General features: G+C 57.7%; 18 protein-coding genes. 5 read left to right on the top strand and 13 right to left on the bottom strand.

All coding sequences use genetic code 11. The annotated features are described in order from the left end of the window. Positions 1-15: 15 nt before the first annotated feature. Positions 16-222 carry a DUF1657 domain-containing protein gene (locus BW934_RS09000; RefSeq protein WP_076347293.1) on the bottom strand — a complete coding sequence of 69 codons (207 nt, stop codon included), beginning with the start codon at positions 220-222 and terminating at the stop codon, positions 16-18. Positions 223-482: 260 nt separating this feature from the next. On the opposite strand from BW934_RS09000, the gene BW934_RS08995 reads away from it, so the two are divergent. From BW934_RS08995 to BW934_RS08985, 3 genes are read left to right on the top strand one after another with little or no spacing between them, the layout of a single operon-like run. Beyond that, positions 483-1229 (top strand): (Fe-S)-binding protein, encoded by a 747-nt coding sequence (locus tag BW934_RS08995; RefSeq protein WP_076347527.1) that lies wholly within the window; start codon positions 483-485, stop codon positions 1227-1229. After that, complete coding sequence (locus BW934_RS08990) at positions 1226-2644, top strand: LutB/LldF family L-lactate oxidation iron-sulfur protein (protein ID WP_076347291.1); 1419 nt, start codon at positions 1226-1228, stop codon at positions 2642-2644. The genes BW934_RS08995 and BW934_RS08990 overlap by 4 nt, the downstream gene beginning before the upstream one ends. Beyond that, positions 2637-3332, top strand: a complete 696-nt coding sequence (locus tag BW934_RS08985; protein ID WP_076347289.1) for a LutC/YkgG family protein — start codon at positions 2637-2639, stop codon at positions 3330-3332. Before BW934_RS08990 ends, BW934_RS08985 begins: the two co-directional genes overlap by 8 nt. 15 nt (positions 3333-3347) lie before the next feature. On the opposite strand, the gene BW934_RS08980 is transcribed toward BW934_RS08985, so the two are convergent. The 12 genes from BW934_RS08980 to BW934_RS08935 all read right to left on the bottom strand — a co-directional run bounded on the left by BW934_RS08980 (position 3348) and on the right by BW934_RS08935 (position 18574). Continuing rightward, a complete protein-coding gene (locus tag BW934_RS08980; protein WP_076347287.1) occupies positions 3348-4130 on the bottom strand; it encodes a DeoR/GlpR family DNA-binding transcription regulator in 783 nt (260 codons plus the stop codon). Positions 4131-4617: 487 nt separating this feature from the next. Next, complete coding sequence (locus tag BW934_RS14835; RefSeq protein WP_143232614.1) at positions 4618-5022, bottom strand: thioredoxin domain-containing protein; 405 nt, start codon at positions 5020-5022, stop codon at positions 4618-4620. Between the two features lie 303 nt (positions 5023-5325). Continuing rightward, entirely contained in the window at positions 5326-5691 is a 366-nt protein-coding gene (locus BW934_RS15480) for a carbohydrate ABC transporter permease (protein WP_407639958.1), read from the bottom strand. After that, positions 5616-6128: an ABC transporter permease family protein gene (locus tag BW934_RS15085; protein ID WP_143232612.1), complete on the bottom strand. Its 513-nt coding sequence runs from the start codon at positions 6126-6128 to the stop codon at positions 5616-5618. Before BW934_RS15085 ends, BW934_RS15480 begins: the two co-directional genes overlap by 76 nt. Positions 6129-6207: 79 nt before the next feature. Then, on the bottom strand, positions 6208-7749 hold the full coding sequence (locus BW934_RS08970) for an ABC transporter substrate-binding protein (protein WP_076347283.1): 1542 nt from the start codon (positions 7747-7749) through the stop codon (positions 6208-6210). A gap of 152 nt (positions 7750-7901) precedes the next feature. Next, the gene (locus BW934_RS08965; RefSeq protein WP_159437313.1) at positions 7902-8855 is read right to left on the bottom strand and encodes a carbohydrate ABC transporter permease; all 954 of its coding nucleotides are present in this window, start codon (positions 8853-8855) and stop codon (positions 7902-7904) included. A gap of 32 nt (positions 8856-8887) precedes the next feature. Next, the gene (locus BW934_RS08960; RefSeq protein WP_456151137.1) at positions 8888-11581 is read right to left on the bottom strand and encodes an alpha-L-rhamnosidase; all 2694 of its coding nucleotides are present in this window, start codon (positions 11579-11581) and stop codon (positions 8888-8890) included. A 90-nt stretch (positions 11582-11671) separates the two neighbouring features. Beyond that, positions 11672-12898 carry an L-rhamnose isomerase gene (gene rhaI, locus BW934_RS08955; protein WP_076347279.1) on the bottom strand — a complete coding sequence of 409 codons (1227 nt, stop codon included), beginning with the start codon at positions 12896-12898 and terminating at the stop codon, positions 11672-11674. 31 nt (positions 12899-12929) lie between these two features. Then, the gene (locus BW934_RS08950; RefSeq protein WP_084182551.1) at positions 12930-14972 is read right to left on the bottom strand and encodes a bifunctional aldolase/short-chain dehydrogenase; all 2043 of its coding nucleotides are present in this window, start codon (positions 14970-14972) and stop codon (positions 12930-12932) included. Positions 14973-14985: 13 nt separating this feature from the next. Further along, entirely contained in the window at positions 14986-16467 is a 1482-nt protein-coding gene (locus tag BW934_RS08945; protein ID WP_084182550.1) for a rhamnulokinase, read from the bottom strand. 242 nt (positions 16468-16709) lie between these two features. Next, entirely contained in the window at positions 16710-17204 is a 495-nt protein-coding gene (gene dps / locus BW934_RS08940; protein WP_076347275.1) for a DNA starvation/stationary phase protection protein Dps, read from the bottom strand. Between the two features lie 134 nt (positions 17205-17338). Continuing rightward, positions 17339-18574: a cation:proton antiporter gene (locus tag BW934_RS08935; protein ID WP_076347273.1), complete on the bottom strand. Its 1236-nt coding sequence runs from the start codon at positions 18572-18574 to the stop codon at positions 17339-17341. Positions 18575-18832: 258 nt separating this feature from the next. On the opposite strand from BW934_RS08935, the gene BW934_RS14995 reads away from it, so the two are divergent. Beyond that, complete coding sequence (locus BW934_RS14995; RefSeq protein WP_159437312.1) at positions 18833-18994, top strand: hypothetical protein; 162 nt, start codon at positions 18833-18835, stop codon at positions 18992-18994. A 5-nt stretch (positions 18995-18999) separates the two neighbouring features. Next, positions 19000-19908, top strand: coding sequence for an AEC family transporter (locus BW934_RS08930; protein ID WP_234969701.1), 909 nt, complete (start codon positions 19000-19002; stop codon positions 19906-19908). Positions 19909-20289: the final 381 nt, after the last annotated feature.

Here is a 20289-nt window from a genome sequence, read left to right as displayed (position 1 = left end):
CTGGCAGCTGCGACATCAGAAGCCCTTATACTGCGGCTCCTCTTGCTCGATCTCGGCGACGCGCTGTTGCAGCTGTTGCACCACCTGCTCCGTCTGTTGCGCCGCCTGCGTATACAGTTGCTTTGCTTTTGGATTCTCGGTCGCGAGTGCGAACGATTCGAGGTTCGCCTGCGCGCTCTTCAGGTTCGCGAGCGTCGTCTTCACCTGCTGCGCGATGGTCACAGGTTTCACCTCCCAGCCTGGCCGTAATGTCTCCCATCCAACAGCGTGTGTATGCGTCCATGCTCCTGGAATCCCGAGGAAGTTCGATTCTTTTGTTTTCTATGTAATTTTGTTTATTTGTTTTTGGTTGATTTGCTATAATGGCCATGGCAGCTACCTTCAATCCCCTTTACCGATGCGCGCCGACCGTGTAAGCGGTACACTTGAGGCAAAGGCGTGTCGCAAGCGCCGACTGCGCCGCGGTCATGGAGGTCTTCATCATGAAAGTCAGCCTGTTTGTCACCTGCATTGTCGACGCCGTCTTTCCGCGCGTCGGCATCGCCACGACGCGGCTGCTCGAAGCGAGCGGCTGTGAGGTCGAATTTCCCCTCGCCCAGACCTGCTGCGGACAACCCGCGTTCAACAGCGGTTACGCGGACGAGGCGCGCCACGTCGCGCGCACGCTCCTCGAGGCCTTTGCCGACGCCGACGCGGTCGTCAGCCCGTCGGGATCGTGCGTGGGCATGATTCGCCACTATTACCCGAGCCTCTTCGCGGGCGATCCGGCGCTCTCGCAGGAAGCGGAGCGCCTCGCGGCCAAGACCTACGAGCTCTCCCAGTTTCTCGTCCATCGCCTGCAGAAGGTGGATTTCGGCGGCCGTTTCCCGCACCGCGTCACATTCCATCCATCGTGCCACGGCTCGCGCCTTCTCGGCGTGCGCGACGAGCCACTTGAGCTCCTTCGCCACGTGCGCGATCTCGAGATCATCGACCTTCCCTACGCCCGCGACTGCTGCGGCTTCGGAGGCACCTTCTCCGTGAAGATGAGCGAAATTTCAAGCACCATGGCCGACGAAAAGGCCGACAACGTGCTCGCAACCGGCGCCGACGTGCTCGTGTCGACGGATATGGGCTGCCTGATGAACATCCAGGGCACCCTCTCCCGCCGCGGCGCCCAGGTGCGCGTCATGCATCTCGCCGAGCTTCTCGCTGAAGCCGCGGGCCTGACCGAGGAGGTGACCGCATGAGCCCCGAATCATCCGTGCGCCAGCGCGCCAAGCACGCCCTCGAGGACGAGTTTCTCCGCGGTGCCGTCCACTTCACCACCGACCGGCTCCGCAATCGAAAACAAGCCGTGACCGAGGACTTCGGCAACTGGGAGGCATGGCGCGATCGCGGCGAAGCCATCCGCCGCCACACCATCGAAAACCTGGACGCCTACCTGGCCGAGTTCGCGGACAACCTCGAACGGCTCGGTGCCCACGTCCACTTCTGCGCCGATGCCCACGAGGCCCGCGCCGTCGTCACCGACATCGTGCGGAAAACATCCGCCAAGCGCGTGGTCAAGTCGAAGTCCATGGTGACCGAGGAGGTCCACCTGAATCACCACCTCGAGCAACTCGGCGTCCAGGTTGTGGAGACCGATCTCGGCGAGTACATCGTGCAGCTTGCGCACGAGACCCCGTCCCACATCATTATTCCGGCCATCCACAAAACCCGCGCTCAAATCAAGGCGCTCTTCGAGGCGGACGGCGGGCAAAACCTCACCACCGACACGCGCGATCTCGTCGCCTTCGCCCGCCGCCGACTGCGCGAGATGTACCTGACCGCGGACATCGGCATCACCGGCTGCAACTTCGGCATCGCCGAGACCGGCTCCATTGCGCTCTTCACCAACGAGGGCAACGCCGATCTCGTCATGAATCTGCCGAAGACCCACATCGTCTTCATGGGCATGGAGCGCATCCTGCCGACGCTCGCCGATCTCGAGGTGTTCGCACACCTTCTGCCGAAGAGCGCCACCGGCCAAAACACCATCACCTACCTGTCGATGGTGACCGGCCCCAGGCGCGGCGGCGACTTGGACGGCGCCCAAGAGATGCACGTCGTCATTCTCGACAACGGCCGCTCTCGGCAACTGGGCGATCCCGACTTCCAGGCGGTGCTCCATTGCATCCGCTGCGGCGCGTGCCTCAACGTCTGCCCGGTCTATCGCCAAATTGGCGGCCACGCGTATGGCTCCGTCTATCCCGGCCCCATCGGCGCGGTGCTGTCTCCGCTGCTCGAAGGCGGAGAGGCGTATCAGGACTTGCCGTACGCGTCCAGCCTTTGCGGCGCGTGTTACGAGGCGTGTCCGGTGAAAATCCCGCTTCATGACATGCTCGTCAAAGAGCGTCAGCGGTTTGTCGCGAAAACCGGCGGCAAAACCGGAGAAAAAGCGGCGTTCGCCGCATATCGCGTGACGTTCTCGCGTTCCGAGCGCTACCTCGGCGCCATCCGCTTGGCTCGCCGACTCCAGGGCGGATTCGTGCGCAATGGCGTCATTCGGGCGAAACTGGGGCCCCTTGCCGGATGGACGGATCGCAGGGATTTCCCCGCACTTGGACAACAGACGTTCCGCGAGTGGTGGCTGGCAAGAAAGCGAGGGACAAAACGTGGATAGGGCGGCATTTTTGGCGAACATCGCGGCGCGACTCGGCCGAAACCCTGGCGCACCGCCCGCACACCGGGACGCCGTCGGCGCGCCCGACTTTTGGGCCCATCGCACGTCAAGCCGCGAGGAGATCGTGGAGACCTTCTGCGCGAGGTTTCAGGCCCTTGCGGGCGAGATCGTCCGCTGTGAAGATGAGATCGCCGTACGCCGGGCCCTCGACGAGACGCTTGGCCACCTCCATGCTCGATCCATCGGCGCATGGGGCAGAGAAGCGCCGTGGCCCGCCGACGTGGAGCCCGTCCTTGCGAAGTGGCAGGTCCGCCGATTCGGGGAGGCACCGGTGACCGACATCGACGTCGGCATCACGGGCGCCCGCTTCGGTGTGGCCGATACGGGGACCCTCGTGCTCACGACAGGTGGCGCGGCCGGCCGCACGGTGCACCAGGTTCCGCTCGTCCACATCGTCATCATGCGGGAAGAGCAGATTGTGCAAAGCCTCGGCGACGTCATGGCCCGCCTGCGACATGACGCCCAAGTCCATCGCCTGCCCGCGTACGTGCATTTCATCAGCGGGCCGAGCCGCTCCTCGGACATCGAGAACGATCAGACCATTGGCGTTCACGGCCCAGCCCGCGTGATCTGCTTCTTGATTCGCGCCGCAGGGCCGGACGCCATGAAACAGCCGGGTCGCTCCTGAAGCGCCCGGCATCCTTCATGCGCTCGATTGCTCCGATCCCCCACGCACCACGCGCACACCCGCTTGTTCAAACGCGCGAACATCGTCCTCACTCGTCTTTTCATCCGTGATGAGCAAGTCGATCTCGTCCACATCGCCGACCTTCGTGAAGTCGCGCGCCTGCATTTTGCTGTGGTCTGCAAGGAGAATCAGCATGTCTGCGATCTCGACCATCTTCCGCTTCACAAGCGCCTGCAAGGCGTTGGATTCCGTGAAGCCATGTTCCACGTGAACACCTTTGCACGAGAGGAACGCCTTGTTCACGTGGAACCGGCCAATGGCCTCCTCCGCCATCGGCCCGACGTAGGACAATGAACTCGCTCGCAAAATCCCACCCGTGGAAATCACTTCGATTTTGTCTTTAGACGCGAGCTCTAACGCGACTTTCAGCGAATTGGTCAGGACCGTGAGCGGCATATTGGGGAGCGCGTTCGCCACGTGCAGCGCTGTGCTGCTCGCATCCAAGATGATGCTGTCCCCTTGCTCGACGTAGCCAATGGCCGCGCGAGCAATCGCCATTTTCTCCGGCACGTGCTCGGATTCGCGAATGAGATACGACGTCTCCGCCGGGGTGTCGTCGTCAATACGAACTGCGCCGCCATGGCTGCGGCGCAGTTTGCCCTCCATCTCGAGGATGTGAAGATCCCGACGCACCGTTTCCTCGGTCACGGAAAACATCCGGCTGAGCTCTTTGACGCGGATGCTGCCGCGCTCGTTCAAGTAGTGCAATATGGCTCGTTGTCGTTCAACTGGGAGCATTCGCACGGTTCACTTCCTCGTGAGGATGTCCATAAAATTAACGGTTCAGTATAAGAAATCTCAACTCAACTGGTTTCCCACACTTCATCGACCGCTTCGGGTGAATTTGCCCTCAAGTAGGACCCCAGAGCACCGAGCACAGACAGAACAAAGAACGAGATTGCTGCCAATGCAGCATTCGTAAAAGGACCAAGCGAAAAGTATACCTGATCACACGGATTCGAGCTTGAACAAGCAAAAAACGACATGTGGTTAATTTGTATAAACCATTGATATGTCCCCACTAAACAGCCCGCAATCGGAATAAAAAACCGAAGCGTTCGAACAGGGACCAACCACGATACAAGTACGCCAAACATTAAGCACCTTTCAACCCAGCATAGCACACAAGCATGCCAATGTAGAAAAATGCTCCAATACGCACTTGCACAAATGGAGATACTACTCAAAGCCAGCGCACCGCACTTAGCCAACCTCGCAGACAGTTTCACCCGAGCACCTCCTTCCAGAAAGCAGATGACCCGTTGTATCCGTACCCCACATACCACGCTCCGTCGTGTGGAATGACGTACGTCGGGTATGATTTCACAACTGAATTAATCGGATTACTCGGAAGCGCGAACAACAACGAAGAAGTTGGAAATGCAATTCCGTAGTAATCCCAATCTGCCTGGAAGACCTCTCGCGCTTGAGTACCATTGCCAGCTTGATGCGGAGGAACGCCAAAGGTGGGATCGGAGCCATTGATGTCAACGCCAACAATCGTGAATTTTTGAAGAAGATGTTCGCTCGATAGTAAATGTTCTGTCAGCGCACAATAAGGGCACCAAGGGGCAGAGAAGAGTATCGGTTTATCGGAAGCAATTCTAACAGAATCGTTTTCACTATTCACAACGTGCGCTCCAAATATAACATCGAGAAACCGTTTATCGGCTAAGCGAAGTCCATGCCACCTATTCGGGTAATTTGATTGGACTGGATTTAGTTCGGTCTTCGTGTCCTCGGTGCTACGAAAGCTCTCAACGCTCAACGGGCGAGTTGCTGGGTCCCTTTTGAGCGCCCAATTTACAATCACGGAGCACATGAGAACAAAGAGTGTCGAGAGCACAGCAAGGGCCGCTATTCGTTGAGTCGGCCTAATCGGAACACTCATTCGTTTCATCCCCCGTGTCTTGAATATGTGCGGAGAAATGACTCATCCCTTGACAGCCCCCGACGTTACCCCGTTCACGAAATACCTCATAGTCAACACTAAGAATATCACTATCGGTGCCATTGCTAGGACATTGGCAGCGAATGCTGCACCTTGCCCGTGCCCGGTTGCTCCAAAACTGCCCAAGAAAGTTTCCAACCCAGGAGAAACGGTTAATAATTTGTAATTGGGCAAGACGATGTCAGGCCATAGATAATCTCCCCAAATATTAATGAACATGAGTACCGTAGCCGTGATAAATACAGGGAGTGACAGTGGGAAGATAATACGAATCAAAATCCCGAAGTCTGTGCACCCATCAATTCGGGCACTCTCAAACAATTCAGCGGGCAGACCTTCAAAGAACACTCTGAACAGATACACCAGCAGTGGTTACTCCCAGCGGCGTAAGGCAACATTAACGCCAACCATGTGTTATAAAGCCCAAAAGTCTTTACTTCGACGAACAACGGTATGAGCGTTAGAGTTGAGGGAATCATGGTTAAGGCAAGAAATGCATAGAACGCGTACTTCACCAATCGCAGTTTCGAAGTTGCGAAGACGTAGCCCGCTGCCGCAGCGAACGGAACCCCTATTAACACCGAGGCGCCCGCAACAATCACAGTATTTAGCAAATACCCCCACATGCCATCCCAAGCTGTTACATAATTTTGATAGTGGAAAGTCAGCAGTACACCCAACGGATGAGAGGCCAGTTGTGCGTCGCTCTTAACGGAGTTGGCCACGACCTGAAGAAATGGAATATAGGTCATCACCAGCAAAATTGTAAGAACCGTGTAGTTCACAGCATGTGCTCGACCACGCAAATGGCTCACTTCCTTCCTGGTGGGGGTATCATGGATACCGAGATACCCCCACACCCCATTACTTTACATATTTATTCAGATTAACTCCATTTTGCTGTGCCCACTGGACAGTTGCCTGCTGTAGCATGGAATCCCACTCGTTCGCAAACTGATTGAAGCTAATCCCTCCGCTTACATAATCCTGCAAAATCCTTTCTGCCTGGTCATGAGCTTGAACAGTCAACGCATCATTTATGATGGAGTCTACTGTCTTTGGAATCGTCTTCCCTTGGGGTAGAAGAGCTTGTGTCCCGGGGATTCCACCTCCTGATGCACCTTCAATAATCGGGATATAAGCGTCATTCCCCATACTGGCGACCCATGCCCCTTCATTTTGTGGGGCGTATGCATACATCAGAAAGTCCACAACTTGCTTCACTTTGTCAGGCGTCATAGAAGAGTCGGCAGCCTGCGACGTGACTGACCACTCGCCAGAACCGTTAGGACCGCCCACAACGCCTCTGACATTCACACCTGTGGCATACGGGCTAGATGCCTTTGTAATTGTTGGGAATGAGAAGAACCCGTATTTGCCTGCGAACCCCAAACTGTTAAGCTGAGGCAAGAGCCCCGTGTGAACCCACATCATTGCAAACTTATTCTGAACAAAGGCCGGTAGTGGCGACAAAGGCGGGCTGACCGAGTTAAGTTGTGCACATACGTCATACTGCGATGAACCGGGTGCGAGGTAAGGCTTCAGCTGTTCGAGCAACTTCCAGCCCGCGGCGTACTGCGGATTCTTCATCGATATGATGCCCTTTTTCACGCCGACCGCGATATCCAATCCGGTAACAACCTGGCTGTTATTCACATCGAACTTCGGTATCTCGTACGCCAAAAACGAAGATGCAATCTTTCTCTCGAACCACGATGGGTTGCACTGACCAGCTGTCGCGAACATGAATGGCGTGATGCCTGCAGCCTTTAGTTTCTTCATGTCGTCAACCCACTGCGCGAACGTCGTTGGAACAGTGGTAATGTGTGCTTTCTGAAAATCTTGCTTGTTGTAAACGATAGCTGTTGCGATTGCAGATCCTAAGAGAATATAAATCTGGCCTGGTGCCTTTGTCATATAGGGAATGTACTGTGGCTTCCATAGGTCAATCCATCTTTTATTGCCCTTTACATATGGATCTGGCTCGTTTAAGTAAGGGTATAAATTCGTCAACACTCCATTTGGAATTGAACCGCTGTTCACCGGGCCATACTGCTCCCAGACGATGTCTGGTGCCGAATGCGCTGCAGCTTCGGTAATCAAAGCTGCATTAGCCTGTCCAATGTCCGTGTAGTTGTCAGGTATAAACTTAAACGTTACGTTGGGATGGAGTTTGTGATACCGTTGTGTAAGCTCGTAAAAGGGCTTGTTTTGACTGGACGTCGCAGTACCGGTATTAGGCTGTAACTGTATCGTAATCACGTAATTTTTCTTGCTGGCAGCGGTCGAAGCGGCTTGAGTTTTCGAACCAGCGGTCGAACCGCATCCCGTTGCCGCGCCAAGGAATACAATCGATGCACCGGCGGCGAAAGCTGCCTTTCTCGCGTTTACGTACTTCTTTGGCATACACATTTACCCCTCTCGCTAACTTGGTATCCGCACCCTCGTTCCAGGCATAGACGCGTAAAGAAGCAGCTACATTGGTTTAGGGAAGTTTGTCTTACAACCTGAGCCGTCCCGCGATCACCCCCTCACGCGAGTTTAAGAGTCATACACCGTTATGTCCTCGCTCGAAAGACCCTCAGCACAATTAACGTCACTGCCATCATTGCAACAAACAGCAAGGTCCCAATTGCCATTCCGTAGCCAAGCTCGTTGTACTGAAACGCAGATTCGTACATGTCAAATCCTGGTACCATGGTCGCATTTCCCGGCCCGCCGTTGGTAAGAAGGAGTATCGGTACGATGTTTTGGACAATTCCAATACCAGATATCACAACTACAAATTGTATTTGCGACATGATCATTGGAATGTCGATTTTAAACACCCTTGCAAACGCACCAATACCATCGATCATGGCAGCGTCCCGTATGTCCTTCTCTATGCTTTGAAGACCTGCGAGCAAAATGAGGAACGAGAGCTGTGAGATCCAAGGAAAACCAATCAGTAGAATTGAAAGCAATGCAGTACGGGGCCCGCTAAACCACTGAATTGGAGACACGTGAGCCAGCGACAGCAAGGCGTCAACCATTCCAGTATTAGGATTAAGCAAATTGGCCCAAATATAGATGAGAACCACTTGAGGGATCGCTAAGGGTATGACAAACAGATACTTGATAACAGTTTGCGCCCTTCCATTAGGCAGCCCGTTCAGCAATTCTGCTCCAATAAACGGGAACACAATTGACGCGAGAATCCCTCCGATAAACAGAATGCAAATGTTCCTCATCTCGACGCCAAACGTCGACGAGGTCACATAGCTGACGTAATTCTGGAATCCCACGAACACAGGCGCATTGAACCCGTTCCACTGTGTAAATGAGCCGACTACGGCACGCACCGCCGGATAATAGCTGAAGCACAGTATGAGCAATACACTTGGTATGAGCAACAGCGCTTTGCGTAGCTCACCACGCATAGAACCCCTTGTTGGTGCGCCGGTCGCTGTAGCCGGTGCTGAAACGTCCCGTTCTAACTCGTGTCCCTTCTTAGCAACATTGTGTTCTATCACTTCCATACCTCCTGCGTTAATACAGAAGATCATTAAATCGGCTGAAGAACAAGGTGATATTTCCCGGAGCCGAGGCAAACTTTGTGACCACTTTCGGACACTTTGACGTGCGGGTCGACTACTAGGAGTTTTTCGTACTCGGTCCTACCTAACTGGTATCCGTCAAAATGTTTCAAATCAAGCTCGGCGTCTACATTTACCGGAATGCTTAAGCTCACACCCAACGTCCTGTCGCTATGCCTTCTCCATTCAACTGCCAGTTCCCCGTATTGCGTCATCAACGAGACGTGTACAAAGCCTAAACGGTCGGTGAGCCGAGGTCGCAACAACACCTTCCTAAATCCCGGTTTTTCCTCTACAGGATTAATACCACCTAGGACGCGATACATCCAATCGCCGATAGACCCGTAAGCGTAATGGTTAAACGAGTTCATGTCATCGCTCCAGAACGTGCCGTCCGGTTTAAGACTGTCCCAATGTTCCCATATGGTCGTCGCCCCCATAGCCACTTCGTATAGCCACGAGGGAAATTCTCGACTGAAAAACAACCGACACGCGACATCGTGAAAGCCATAATTGCTTAACACGTGACACAAATATGGAGTCCCGACAAACCCAGTTGTGAGTTTGTATCCGTTTTCCCGGATCAGACGAACCAGTTCGTTAGCGCACGTCTGTCTCTGATGGGGTAAGAGAAGATCAAAGTGGAGAGCAAGTACGTGCGCTGTCTGCGTCTGAACAGCAAGCCTCCCTTCTTGAGTAACGTAGCGATCACGGAATGCCTGTGACACGCGTTGATAGAGCTCATAGTATTCACGTGCCTCATCGTCTCTTCCAAGGGCCGTGGCCGTTCTACTCGTTAGGTTGCTTGAGAAAGCGTAGAAAGCTGTGGCCACATATTCGTCCGGTGTAGCACCCTTGTAGCTACCTGGCGGAGAATCAAGCCCTAGCCAATCGCCAAAGTGAAAGCCCGTGTCAAATAGGTACTCCGAACTTCCTTGAGATCTCATATATTCCACAAGTCTCTTCATACTGTCATACTGCTCTTCGAGGAACCTAAGATCTCCATAGTACAAGTACATTGTCCATGGGCATATCACGGCAGCGTCGGCCCAGGCGCTCGATGATTGATGCTGACGCTCAGGATCCCCAAAGAAAACGTCAGGGATTACGGGCGGAACACCCCCGTCTACATACTGGTCCACTTTCAGATCACGCAGCCATTTTTGAAAAAACGGCGCCACATTCATGTTGAACGCAGCTGTGGAAGCGAAGACCTGGGCGTCGCCCGTCCATCCCAGGCGTTCATCACGTTGCGGACAATCTGTTGGTACATCGACGAAATTGCCCTTCTGGCCCCAGACAATGTTGTGCTGCAGCCGGTTCACGTCCTCGTCAGAGCACCGAAAATCTCCGGTACGTTCAAGATCTGTATGAACTACGCAACCTACGAATTTTGTGATGTCGAGGTCCCCGGGCCACCCTTTCACCCTCACATACCTGAACCCATGGAACGTAAAATGGGGAGAGTAAGTTTCTTCTCCGTGGCCTGAGCAGATATATATGTCCCGTTGCTGCGCAGTTCTGAGGTTACCCGTGTAGAACTCGCCGTTTTTGTCTAGAACTTCAGCATGTTCAAGTTCAATTTTGGTCCCCGCAGGCGCTTCAATTCTAAATTCAACCCAAACAACCATATTTTGACCGAAATCAATTACTTCGTCTCCTGAGGGAGTCTTGATGAAACGGATCGGATGGACGTATTCGACCACTCTGCACGGCTCATTTTCCTGCCCCACAAGTATAGATTTACTTATTCCTGGAACAATGGTTGTGGTCGACCACTGTGTGTGATCTCCCATATGAGGAGCTAGCAAAGACGTTAAAGAGATCGTGGCGTCATATACCTCACCGTCGTACAGACCAGAGCTGAGCACCGGTCCTCGTGTGGCCCGCCATGTCTCGTCGCTAACTACCACCTCGCGCGAGCCGTCGTCATGCTCGATGCTCAACAGAGCGAGGACGGCCCTGCGATCTCCATATAGGTTCTTAAACCTCTTCCATGTCAGAGGACCTCGATACCAGCCGTCGCCCAGCATTACACAAAGGCAGTTATGATCTGTCACAAGCCCCGTGACATCGAAGGCCTGGAACTGAAGTCGATGGTGATAACTGGTCCATCCAGGAGTGAGCACCCAGTCCGAAACGCGTTCACCATTCAAGTACGCCTCATATAAACCAAGGCTCGTGATGTAGAGCATGGCTCTCTTGACCGCACCATGAACTTCGAAATCCTTTCGAAGAATAGGACTCACTTTTTGGTCTGGTGACTCAAAATCAGCCGTTATAAACTCGGCTCCGCTCCAGTCTTCATCGCTAAGCGGGCCAACATGGAAGTATTCGAACTCGGACCAATCTGACTCACGCCCGTAATTGTCAACAACTTTCACTCTGACGAAGTAGCGTGTGTCCGGTTTAAGATTTTCTCCATTATATGGTACATGAACAGACTTATCGCTATTTGTCATCCCCGAGTCCCATACAATTTTCGTGAATTCTTGGTCCAGCGCAACTTGGATTCGGTAAGATGCTTGATAGGTACGGCACATGTCAGACTCAATCTTCCACGAAAATCTCGGATTAGTCTGAGTGATCCCCATAGGACGCCTGCGATACTCGGTCCGCACGTCGTATACCACAATACCCAACCCAAATCCCTCGCATTCCATCAACCTCTGTATTCGCTTTCACCAAACATTTTAACACTTTCAGCTATAGAGTCAATATAAATCAGACACAAACGGTCACAATCAAAAAAATCACCACCCACTTCCCCCGAACCCTCTCTCAGAAATCTTCTCTTCGTACCCGCTCTCATAAAACGCCTTGATTGGGTCCGCAGGAAGCCCTTTCTCTTCCCTTAGCCTGTAGAGCATCGGCCTCACATCCATCTCGAACGCTTCACGAAGCACCGCCTCCGCGCCGAGAACGTCGTTGGCCTCTTGACGTTCGCGCAACAAGTGCCACGGAACCAGAAGCGCCTTCGCAAATTGCGTCTGGATGTTGCACACGGAACGGATCATGGCCGGTATCTTCGGTTCAATGGCATGGCTCTGGTCGATCATGTACGCGATCGAGCGAGCCGTGCTGGCAACGCGCTCATCGTCCGACTGTTCAGCCTCGAGAATTTGACAGAAGATGAGGAACAACTCGTAGGGGTGAATCGCCCCTACAATCAAATCATCATCCGCGTACTTTCGGCTGTTGAAATGGAATCCCCCGAGGCGTCCCTCATCCAACAAAAGCGCGACGATATGCTCCACGTTCGTACCCTGAGGATGGTGGCCCGTGTCCACCAAGACCTGCGCCTGTGGTCCAAGTTTTTCGGCAGCGAGATACGCCATACCCCAATCCGCCAAATCCGTGTGGTAGAATGCCGGCTCGAAAAACTTGTATTCGATCAAAAGCCGCATGCCGGGTTCAAGCGCCGCGTAGACCTCTCTCAGCGCCTCTTCCAGCCATCGCTTGCGCCGGCGAATGTCGCCCTGGCCCGGGTAATTGGTGCCGTCCGGGACCCACAGGCTTAGCACGCTCGAGTCGACCTCGCGCATGATGTCGACGCACTCCAACATGTGCCGAATGGCCTTGCGCCGTATCTCCGGCTGCACGTTGGTCAGGCTTCCGAGCATGTAGTCGTCATCCTGAAACAGGTTCGGATTCACCGCACCGATTCGAAGGCCCTGGTTGCGAGCGTGATCCGCCAGTGCCCGATAGTCGTCCACCTTGTCCCATGGAATGTGGATGGCCACGGACGGGCAGGCGCCCGTCAGCCGGTGGACCACGGCCGCATCGTCGATTTTTTCAAACGGGTTGCGCGGCACACCTCGTTGGCGGAACACTTTGAAACGCGTGCCCGAATCGCCATAGCCCCACGAGGGCGTCTCCACTTCCAGCGCCGCGAGGCGGCGGCAGGCGGCGTCCAAGTCCACGCCGCGATCGCGACATTCCGCCTCAAGCAGGGCGTACGCCTGATCCATGCGACTCATTCGATCACGACTCCTCTCCCATGTTGCCCCCTCACCGCGGGAACGCGGCGGCGACGCCTCCGTCCACGGTCAGCATGCACCCCGTCGTTTTGGCCGATCGCGGCGAGCAGAAGAACAGAATGGCCTCCGCGATATCCTCCGGGAGGATGTTCACCCCAAGGAGGGTGCGCCTGCGGTAGTAATCCTCCAGCTCCTCCGGCGCGATCCCGTAAGCGCGGGCGCGTTCCTCGCGCCAGGCGGAGTTCCAAATGTTCGATCCCTGCATCACCGCGTCGGGCATCACGATGTTGACGCGGATGCCGTGCGGGCCGCCTTCGACGGCCAGGCAGCGCGCAAGATGGTTTTCCATGGCCTTGGCCGCGCTGTAAGCGGACGCGTCCTTGCCAGCGTACACGGCGTTTTTCGACGTCACAAACACCATGGCGCCCCCGCGACCTTGCGCCGCCATGACGCGAAACGCCTCGCGGGATGTGAGGAAGTAGCCTGTGCCGAGGACCGCCACGTTTTTGTTCCACTCCTCGAGCGTCGTTTCGATGAGCGGCGCCGAACTTGCAAGGCCCGCGTTCGAAACGAACAGGTCGATCCCGCCATACGCGAGCACCGCCTCTTCCATCGAGCGCACCACGGCATCCTCGCGCGTGACGTCCAAGGCGACGCCCACCGCCGTACCCGGGCCATGATCGGCTGAAATCTCCTCCGCCAAGCGCCTGGCCGCGTCTGCGGCGAGATCGGCGATCACGACGTGCGCGCCCTCGTCGGCCAGGCGTCGAGCGGTGGCGCTGCCGATGCCGCCGGCCCCGCCGGTGATGTACGCCACCTTGCGGGACAGCTCCTTTTCGGGCGGCGCGAGCGTCAGCTTGTAGAGCTCGAGGGGCCAGTACTCGACGTCGAAGGACTCCTTCTCGTTGAGCGACACAAAATCGCCGATGGCCGTCGCGCCGCGCATCACTTCGATGGCGCGCCGGTAGAGATCGAGGGCAATGTTGGCCATCTTTTTGCTCTTGCCGGTTCCGATGGCGCCGAGGCCAGGAATCAGGATGATGCGCGGAAACGGATCGTGCATGGGCACGTCGAGATCGACGTTGCGCTCATAGTAGGCGACGTAGTCGTCCCGGTAGGCGAGGAGGCCGTCTTTGAGCTTCGTCTTTAAGCCTTCTAGGCCTTCGGACGGCGACCAATCCACGAAAAGCGGCCGGCGCTTCGTGTGCACGAGGTGGTCCGGGCAGGCGGCGCCCACCTGAGACAACTTCGGCGCCTCGTGGCTTCCCGCAAACTCGAGGAACTCGGGGCTGTCGTCGAACGAGAGGATGGCGCCTTGTCGCTCGGTGACCAGGCCGCGGATGAACGGCAGGACTTCGACTGCGATGCGCCGGCGCGCGTCGGGATCGAGCGGTGCCAAGCGCTCGCCGCCAAACGATGGCTGTTTCCTCGCCTTGTCGGCGAGATACGCCTGCGCTTCGCGGATGATGCGGAGCGTGTTGGCGTAGCACGCCTCTGACGTGTCGCCCCAGGTGATGAGCCCGTGCTTTTCCATGAGCACGCATTCGCACTGCGGATTGGCCTTCACGGCTTCGGCGACGAGCTTGGACAGCGCGAACCCCGGCCGCAGGTAAGGGACCCACACGGCGCGATCGCCGAAGATCTCGCGAGCCGCCTCGCGGCCGCCGGTGCTCGTGCAAAGCGCGATGATGGCGTCGGGATGCGTGTGGTCCACATGCGCAAAGGGAAGAAACGCGTGCAGCAGCGTCTCGATGGACGAGCGCGGGTGCTTGGCGTCGACCATGCAGTGCGCGAGGTAGTCCACCATCTCCTCGTCGGTCATGGTCTCGCGCTCCATGAGCGGGATCACTTCGTCGAGCCGGAGCGCGGTGAAGCTCTTCTCCGTCGCCTCGGCCAGGTCGGACCCGCTTCCCTTCACCCAGAGGACGCGAATCTCGCGGCCCATGTGATCGTGCATCGTGGTCTTTGCAGACGTATTGCCTCCGCCCCAGTTGCAGATGCTGCGGTCCGCGCCGAGGCGGCGGGATCGGTCGACGAGTTCCTGTAGAACACTGACTTCGTGTGTGACGATCACGTCGGTATCCTCCTCATGGTTCAAGTTGGGCCATGCTTGCGCGATGGGGGTCGGAGACGAGATCGCAAAAGCGCTTGTAGGGTTCCTCCCACATCTCGCTCGCGCGGGGCTCGTAGACGCGGATGTCGACGGAAGTGCGGATGAGTTCCCGCGCCTCATCGAGCGACCCTAGTTCGCCGAGCGCGACAAGTTGCATCACGGCATTGCCCCAAGCACTCGCTTCCGCCGGCCCGGCGAAAACGGGAAGATTCAGACAGTCGGCGGTCCACTGGGATAAGAGCGCGTTTTGCGACCCGCCGCCGACCACATGGACGGCATCGAAGCTGTAGCCCGTGATGCGCGCAAGCTCTTCGACGACCCATCGGTACTTGAGCACAAGCGACTCGAGGATGGCGCGAACGACCTCTCCCCTTTCGCGCGGTGCGCGGCCGCCTTCTTCGCACGCTTCGCGAATCGCCGCGAGCATGGAGGGCGGATGAAGAAACCGGGGATGGTCGGGATCGAACAGATGCGCAAACGGGGGACTCTCCTCGGCCTCGCGCAGCAGTTGCGCGAGGGACAACGCCTGGTCTGCCGCCGCCCACTCGCGCTGAACCTCCTGGAGAATCCAGAGGCCCATGACGTTCTTGAGCAACCGGTAATGGCCAACGCCGCCCTCATTGGAAAAGTTGCTCTTCGCCGCGGGCAGGCTTGTGATGGGCGACGGGACCGTGGTTCCGACGAGCGACCATGTGCCGGAGCTGATGTAGAGGCACGGTTGCCGACGGGCGGGCACGGCCACCACAGCGGAGGCGGTGTCGTGAGACGCGACATGCACCACCTGCGGCGCGCCGACGGCCGTGAGCCTGCGGGCCGGGCCGAGCGTGGCACCGGGCGCCGCGATATCCGGAAACATCCGCCGGGGCAAGCCGAGGCGCGCGAGGAGCTTCTCGGACCAGTCCCCCGTCTCGGCGGACACAAGCTGTGTCGTCGTGGCGTTGGTGAACTCTGCGCGCGGGATGCCCGTCAAGAAAAAGTTCAAGAGATCAGGCAAAAGCAGAAGCCATGCGGTACGAGACATGAGATCGGGCGCCTCGCTCTGCAAGGCCAAAAGCTGATAGATGGTGTTGAAGGGAAGGTGCTGAATGCCCGTCTCCAAGAACAGTTCGTCCGAGGAGATAAGCTGACCGGCGCGGACGACGCCCGCCTCGTGGCCGGGATCGCGATAATGACGGGGCGGCGCGACGAGCTCGCCTCGGTCATTGACCAACCCAAAGTCCACCGCCCATCCGTCGATGCCCACGGCGTCGAGGCGGGAATCTTGGTGACACGCGTCGAGGCCGCGCAGGACATGCGCGTGCAACTGGGCGACGTCCGTGCATAAATGATTGCCCATTTGGACTGGGCGAGTCGAAAATCGATGCCGCTCCTCGAGCGTCAGGCGAGCGCCATCGTAAAGGCCGAGCATGACGCGCCCGCTTGAAGCGCCGAGATCGACCGCGGCCACACGCAACATGGGACTCACCCTCTCGCGCAATCATCAAAAGCGTTTACAAGAACGATTATACACGAACGAATCTGTTTTGTGTTGTTTTATTTTTGTTTTTGTGAGATTGAACCGAGGCGAGGCGGAGCAGTGTGTGCGGCTGGCGCAGTCCCTCTGCGATAGGCCGAGTGCCTCTGCAACAGGCGCAGCCCCTCTGCGGCGAGAAAACAGCAAAAAGCCCCGCCGCGCGGGCGGGGCCCTTCAACCCTAAGTCAGTGCTCGATGTGCGCTTCCAAAAACCAAAGGTCCTGATCCAGCTGCCTGGAGACTTCCGTGAACAAATCTGCGGTGTCCGAATCGTGCTCTTCCGACTCCTCAATGAACTTGCGCGCCTCGTTCGCGACCATCGCCCAGCGGTCTGCGAGCGCCCTCAGCACCTCGACGTCCTTCGTTACAGACAGGTCCCACTTCGGCAGCTTCGACTGCGCCGCCAGGTCCTGAATGGGCAGGCCGGCGATCCCGCCGAGCGCCGTCGCGCGCTCCGCGACGTTGTCGATGGCCTCCACCAGATGCGCGGCGAGCTCGTCCAACATTTCGTGATACGAGATGAAGTGAGGACCGCGGACGTTCCAGTGCGCCAGCTTCGTCTGGTTCCAGAGATCCGTCAGGTGAACCACGTGCGTGTTGAGCAACTCCACCATGCGCTGCTTGACGTTCTCGGCGAGATCGATGCGCGTGTGCTTCAAGCGGGAGACGTTGGTAGCCATAGGACACCTCCATTGGAATAGGCTTGTGTCCAGTATACCCCAACCATCACCAATTTCCCAAACCCCCGCGCAACCGGCGCAATCGGCGGCAAACGTCAGCCAGGAAGCTTGGTGCTTTCGAATGTCCCAGGCGATCAAGCCTCGATGAGTCCCAGCCAGCGCGCCACCCAAGGCGTCGTGCTCGCCTGGAGCAAAAGCGTGGTCACCACGGCCACGGTGGCGACTTGCGTAAACACTTGTCCGTGAGAAACGCCAGCACTTGCCACCAGTCCGGCGAGCGCAATGGCGACGGTGCCCGTCTCGCGCACCCAGAAGAAGAACACGATCTCGCGCCACGTCCAGCGGGCGCGCCGATCCGGCAGAAGACTCGCCAGCACGGTGAGCGGGCGCGCGACGAACATGAACGCCGCCACGACAAGCAGCACGAGTCCGAGATGATGCGCCATGAGCCGCAGGTTCAATTGGCTGCCGAGCGACACAAAGATGAGCATCCGCAGCTGCATGGACATGGCATCGACAAAACCCTCGAGCTGCAGGCGGTGCCGTTCCCCGAGGCGGGGCCAGCTGTTGGGCACGTGGACCATGGCCATGCCCGCGACAAAGCTCGCCATAAAGCCGCTCGTGCCCATGTTCGTCGCCAGCGCGTAGCTGCCGAGCGCCGCGAGCACGAGGTACAGCGACCTGCCTCCTGGTGTCGGTGGCGCATGCCGCGTGATGAGCCACGCGGCCGCAACGCCAAACGCCGCCCCAACGGCGGCGCCACCGAGGGCAAGCCGTGCCGCCTCGCCGGCGAGATCGAGCCAAGCATGAGGAGGGCCGGAGCCGGCCACCACGCGGCTCTCGACGAGGGCCGTCAACATGGCGCCCGTGGCGTCGGTGAACGCGGACTCGGCGATCACGGCCTGTGCCACGCGCTCGCGGATGGAAAGGCGTTGAAAGATGGGCACGAGCGAGGCGGGATCGGTCGACGCCAAGAGTGAACCGAGCAGGAGCGCGGAACCGAGCGGCAGGCCCAGGGCGAGGTGACCTGCACCACCGACGACGAGCGCCGTGAGGAAGAGGCCCGTGGTGGCGAGGAGCACCACGGACAAGAGCATGCGGCGCAAGACGCGGAAACGCATTTCAAGCCCGCCCTGAAACACAAGCCACGCGGCGCCTAGCGACAGGACGGCGTCGTGAAAGGCGCCGCCTGCGGGCACGCGAAGGACCGCGATGCCGGACGGCCCGAGCAAAAACCCTGCAACGACGCAGAGGACAATGTCCGGCACGCGCAGCCGCTCGGCCAGCCTGTTGGCCAAACCGCCGGCCGCCAGCATGAGGAACAGATTCAGCAGAGACAGCTGCGCCACGTGAAGCGCGTCGGCTGACAACGGTCCACCTCCAAACACGCGAAAAGGAGCCTGTCGTTTGACAGACTCCACCTGACATCGTACGTGATTCACTTTGCACAGGGCCGCGGGGACATCGAGCGTCCGAGGCCGTCATGCCCCTGTATACCCGAATCACCGGCCCTTGTCAAGAGCGCCGATACTCGGCTTCATCCTGCTGCGCGATCCTCGGTGACGCGTCCGTCCCGCACGGTGAAGACGCGATCGCACAATGGGTCGATGTCTTCCCGATGGTGCGACGTGAGCAAAATGGTCGTTTTCCCATTCCTCGAAGGCGAGATCGACGAGGACGATGGAAAACAACCAACGGTCCAGTTTGTGATGACCCTCTCTTCTCTCATTGAATTGCAACTTGAACAGCTCCTGGCTATGCTTGAAGTCAGCCGATGGATTTTGGAGTGAGAGCCTTGGCCTTCCTGGAGCTGCTCTGGAACGTCTCTGTGCCCATTCTCGTCACCTGCCTTGCTGGCGCGCTGTTCGCCAGATATCAAAAGGTGGATACCTCTTCCCTCGCAGCCGTGGCGCTGTACCTCCTGGCACCGGCGCTCATCCTGTCTGCGTTGCCGACGGCCAATCTACACGGCAGTCACGCGCTTCAAATCGTCCTCTTCACAGCGTCCATCACCGCCTTCTGCTGGCTGTCGGCCCTGGCAGCCGGACGCATCTTCCGCCTCGATCGCGCTTCGTCGCGCTCTCTGATGCTGACCACCATCTTCAGCAACTCCAAAAACTACGGGCTCCCGGTCCTGCTGCTCGCGTATGGCACGCAGGGATTTTCCCTCGGGACACTGTACGTCATCCTTCAGATCATCCTTGTGAATACGCTCGGTGTATCGATCGCGGCGGGCGGGCGTGATCGCCAAGGCGGCTGGAGAACGTTGTTCCGTACTCCCCTTTTGTACGCCAGCGCCTTGGGCCTCGTGCTGTGCGCCTTCCACCAGCCGCTTCCGGGCGGACTCGCGACGGCGGCAAAGCTGCTTGGCGACGCGTACGCAGCCGTGGTCTTGTTGGTCCTCGGCATTCAACTCGGACGAACGCAATGGACCGCGGCCAGGCGAAAGGACGTGTGGATCGGCGTGGCACTGCGCGTGGTGGTGACGCCGATCGCGTCGAAGCTGTTGCTCTGGGCCCTTGGCATCCACGGCCTGCTCGCCTCCGTTCTTTTTGTAGAAGCCAGCATGCCCGCCGCGGTCAACACCGTCGCGCTCGCGAGCCGCTTCCACACGGCTGAGGAGCAGACCTCGATGGTGGTGACCATCACGACCGCGCTGAGCTTCGTGTACTTGCCGCTCATCATCGCCATGGGCGCGCGATGAGCGGCCGGCCACCGCCTGCGCACTGTATGCTCGAAAACACTGTGGGCCGGGGACAGGATTTTAGTGGGCTCGCTGGACAAGCGACAACGCTGGGTATGCTCAGCAAAAGCGCGCGAGCCTCACTCTTCCTCTTTTGAAAACCGCACGAGATCCGCGATATCCATCGTGGCCGCCCTCCGAACCGCGCGTGTATGCCCCACTTCCATCAGCCCCACAAATGCCGCGATCACGCACGCAAGGAACACACAAGCCGGCCACGAAAGACGAAACAGCACAGCACCTGCGAGTTAGAGTCTCAAGTAGTGGTGTAAAAGCCGTCGTCCTCAATTGACGACGAAGCCACCGTGCGTGTCTACTAAAGTGTGGCGAACACCAAAAGTA

The organism is Alicyclobacillus vulcanalis (genome assembly GCF_900156755.1).
Classification (GTDB): Bacteria; Bacillota; Bacilli; order Alicyclobacillales; family Alicyclobacillaceae; genus Alicyclobacillus; species Alicyclobacillus vulcanalis.
Note: the sequence above shows the minus strand (reverse complement) of the source record. Positions and strands in the feature narration are given on the sequence as shown.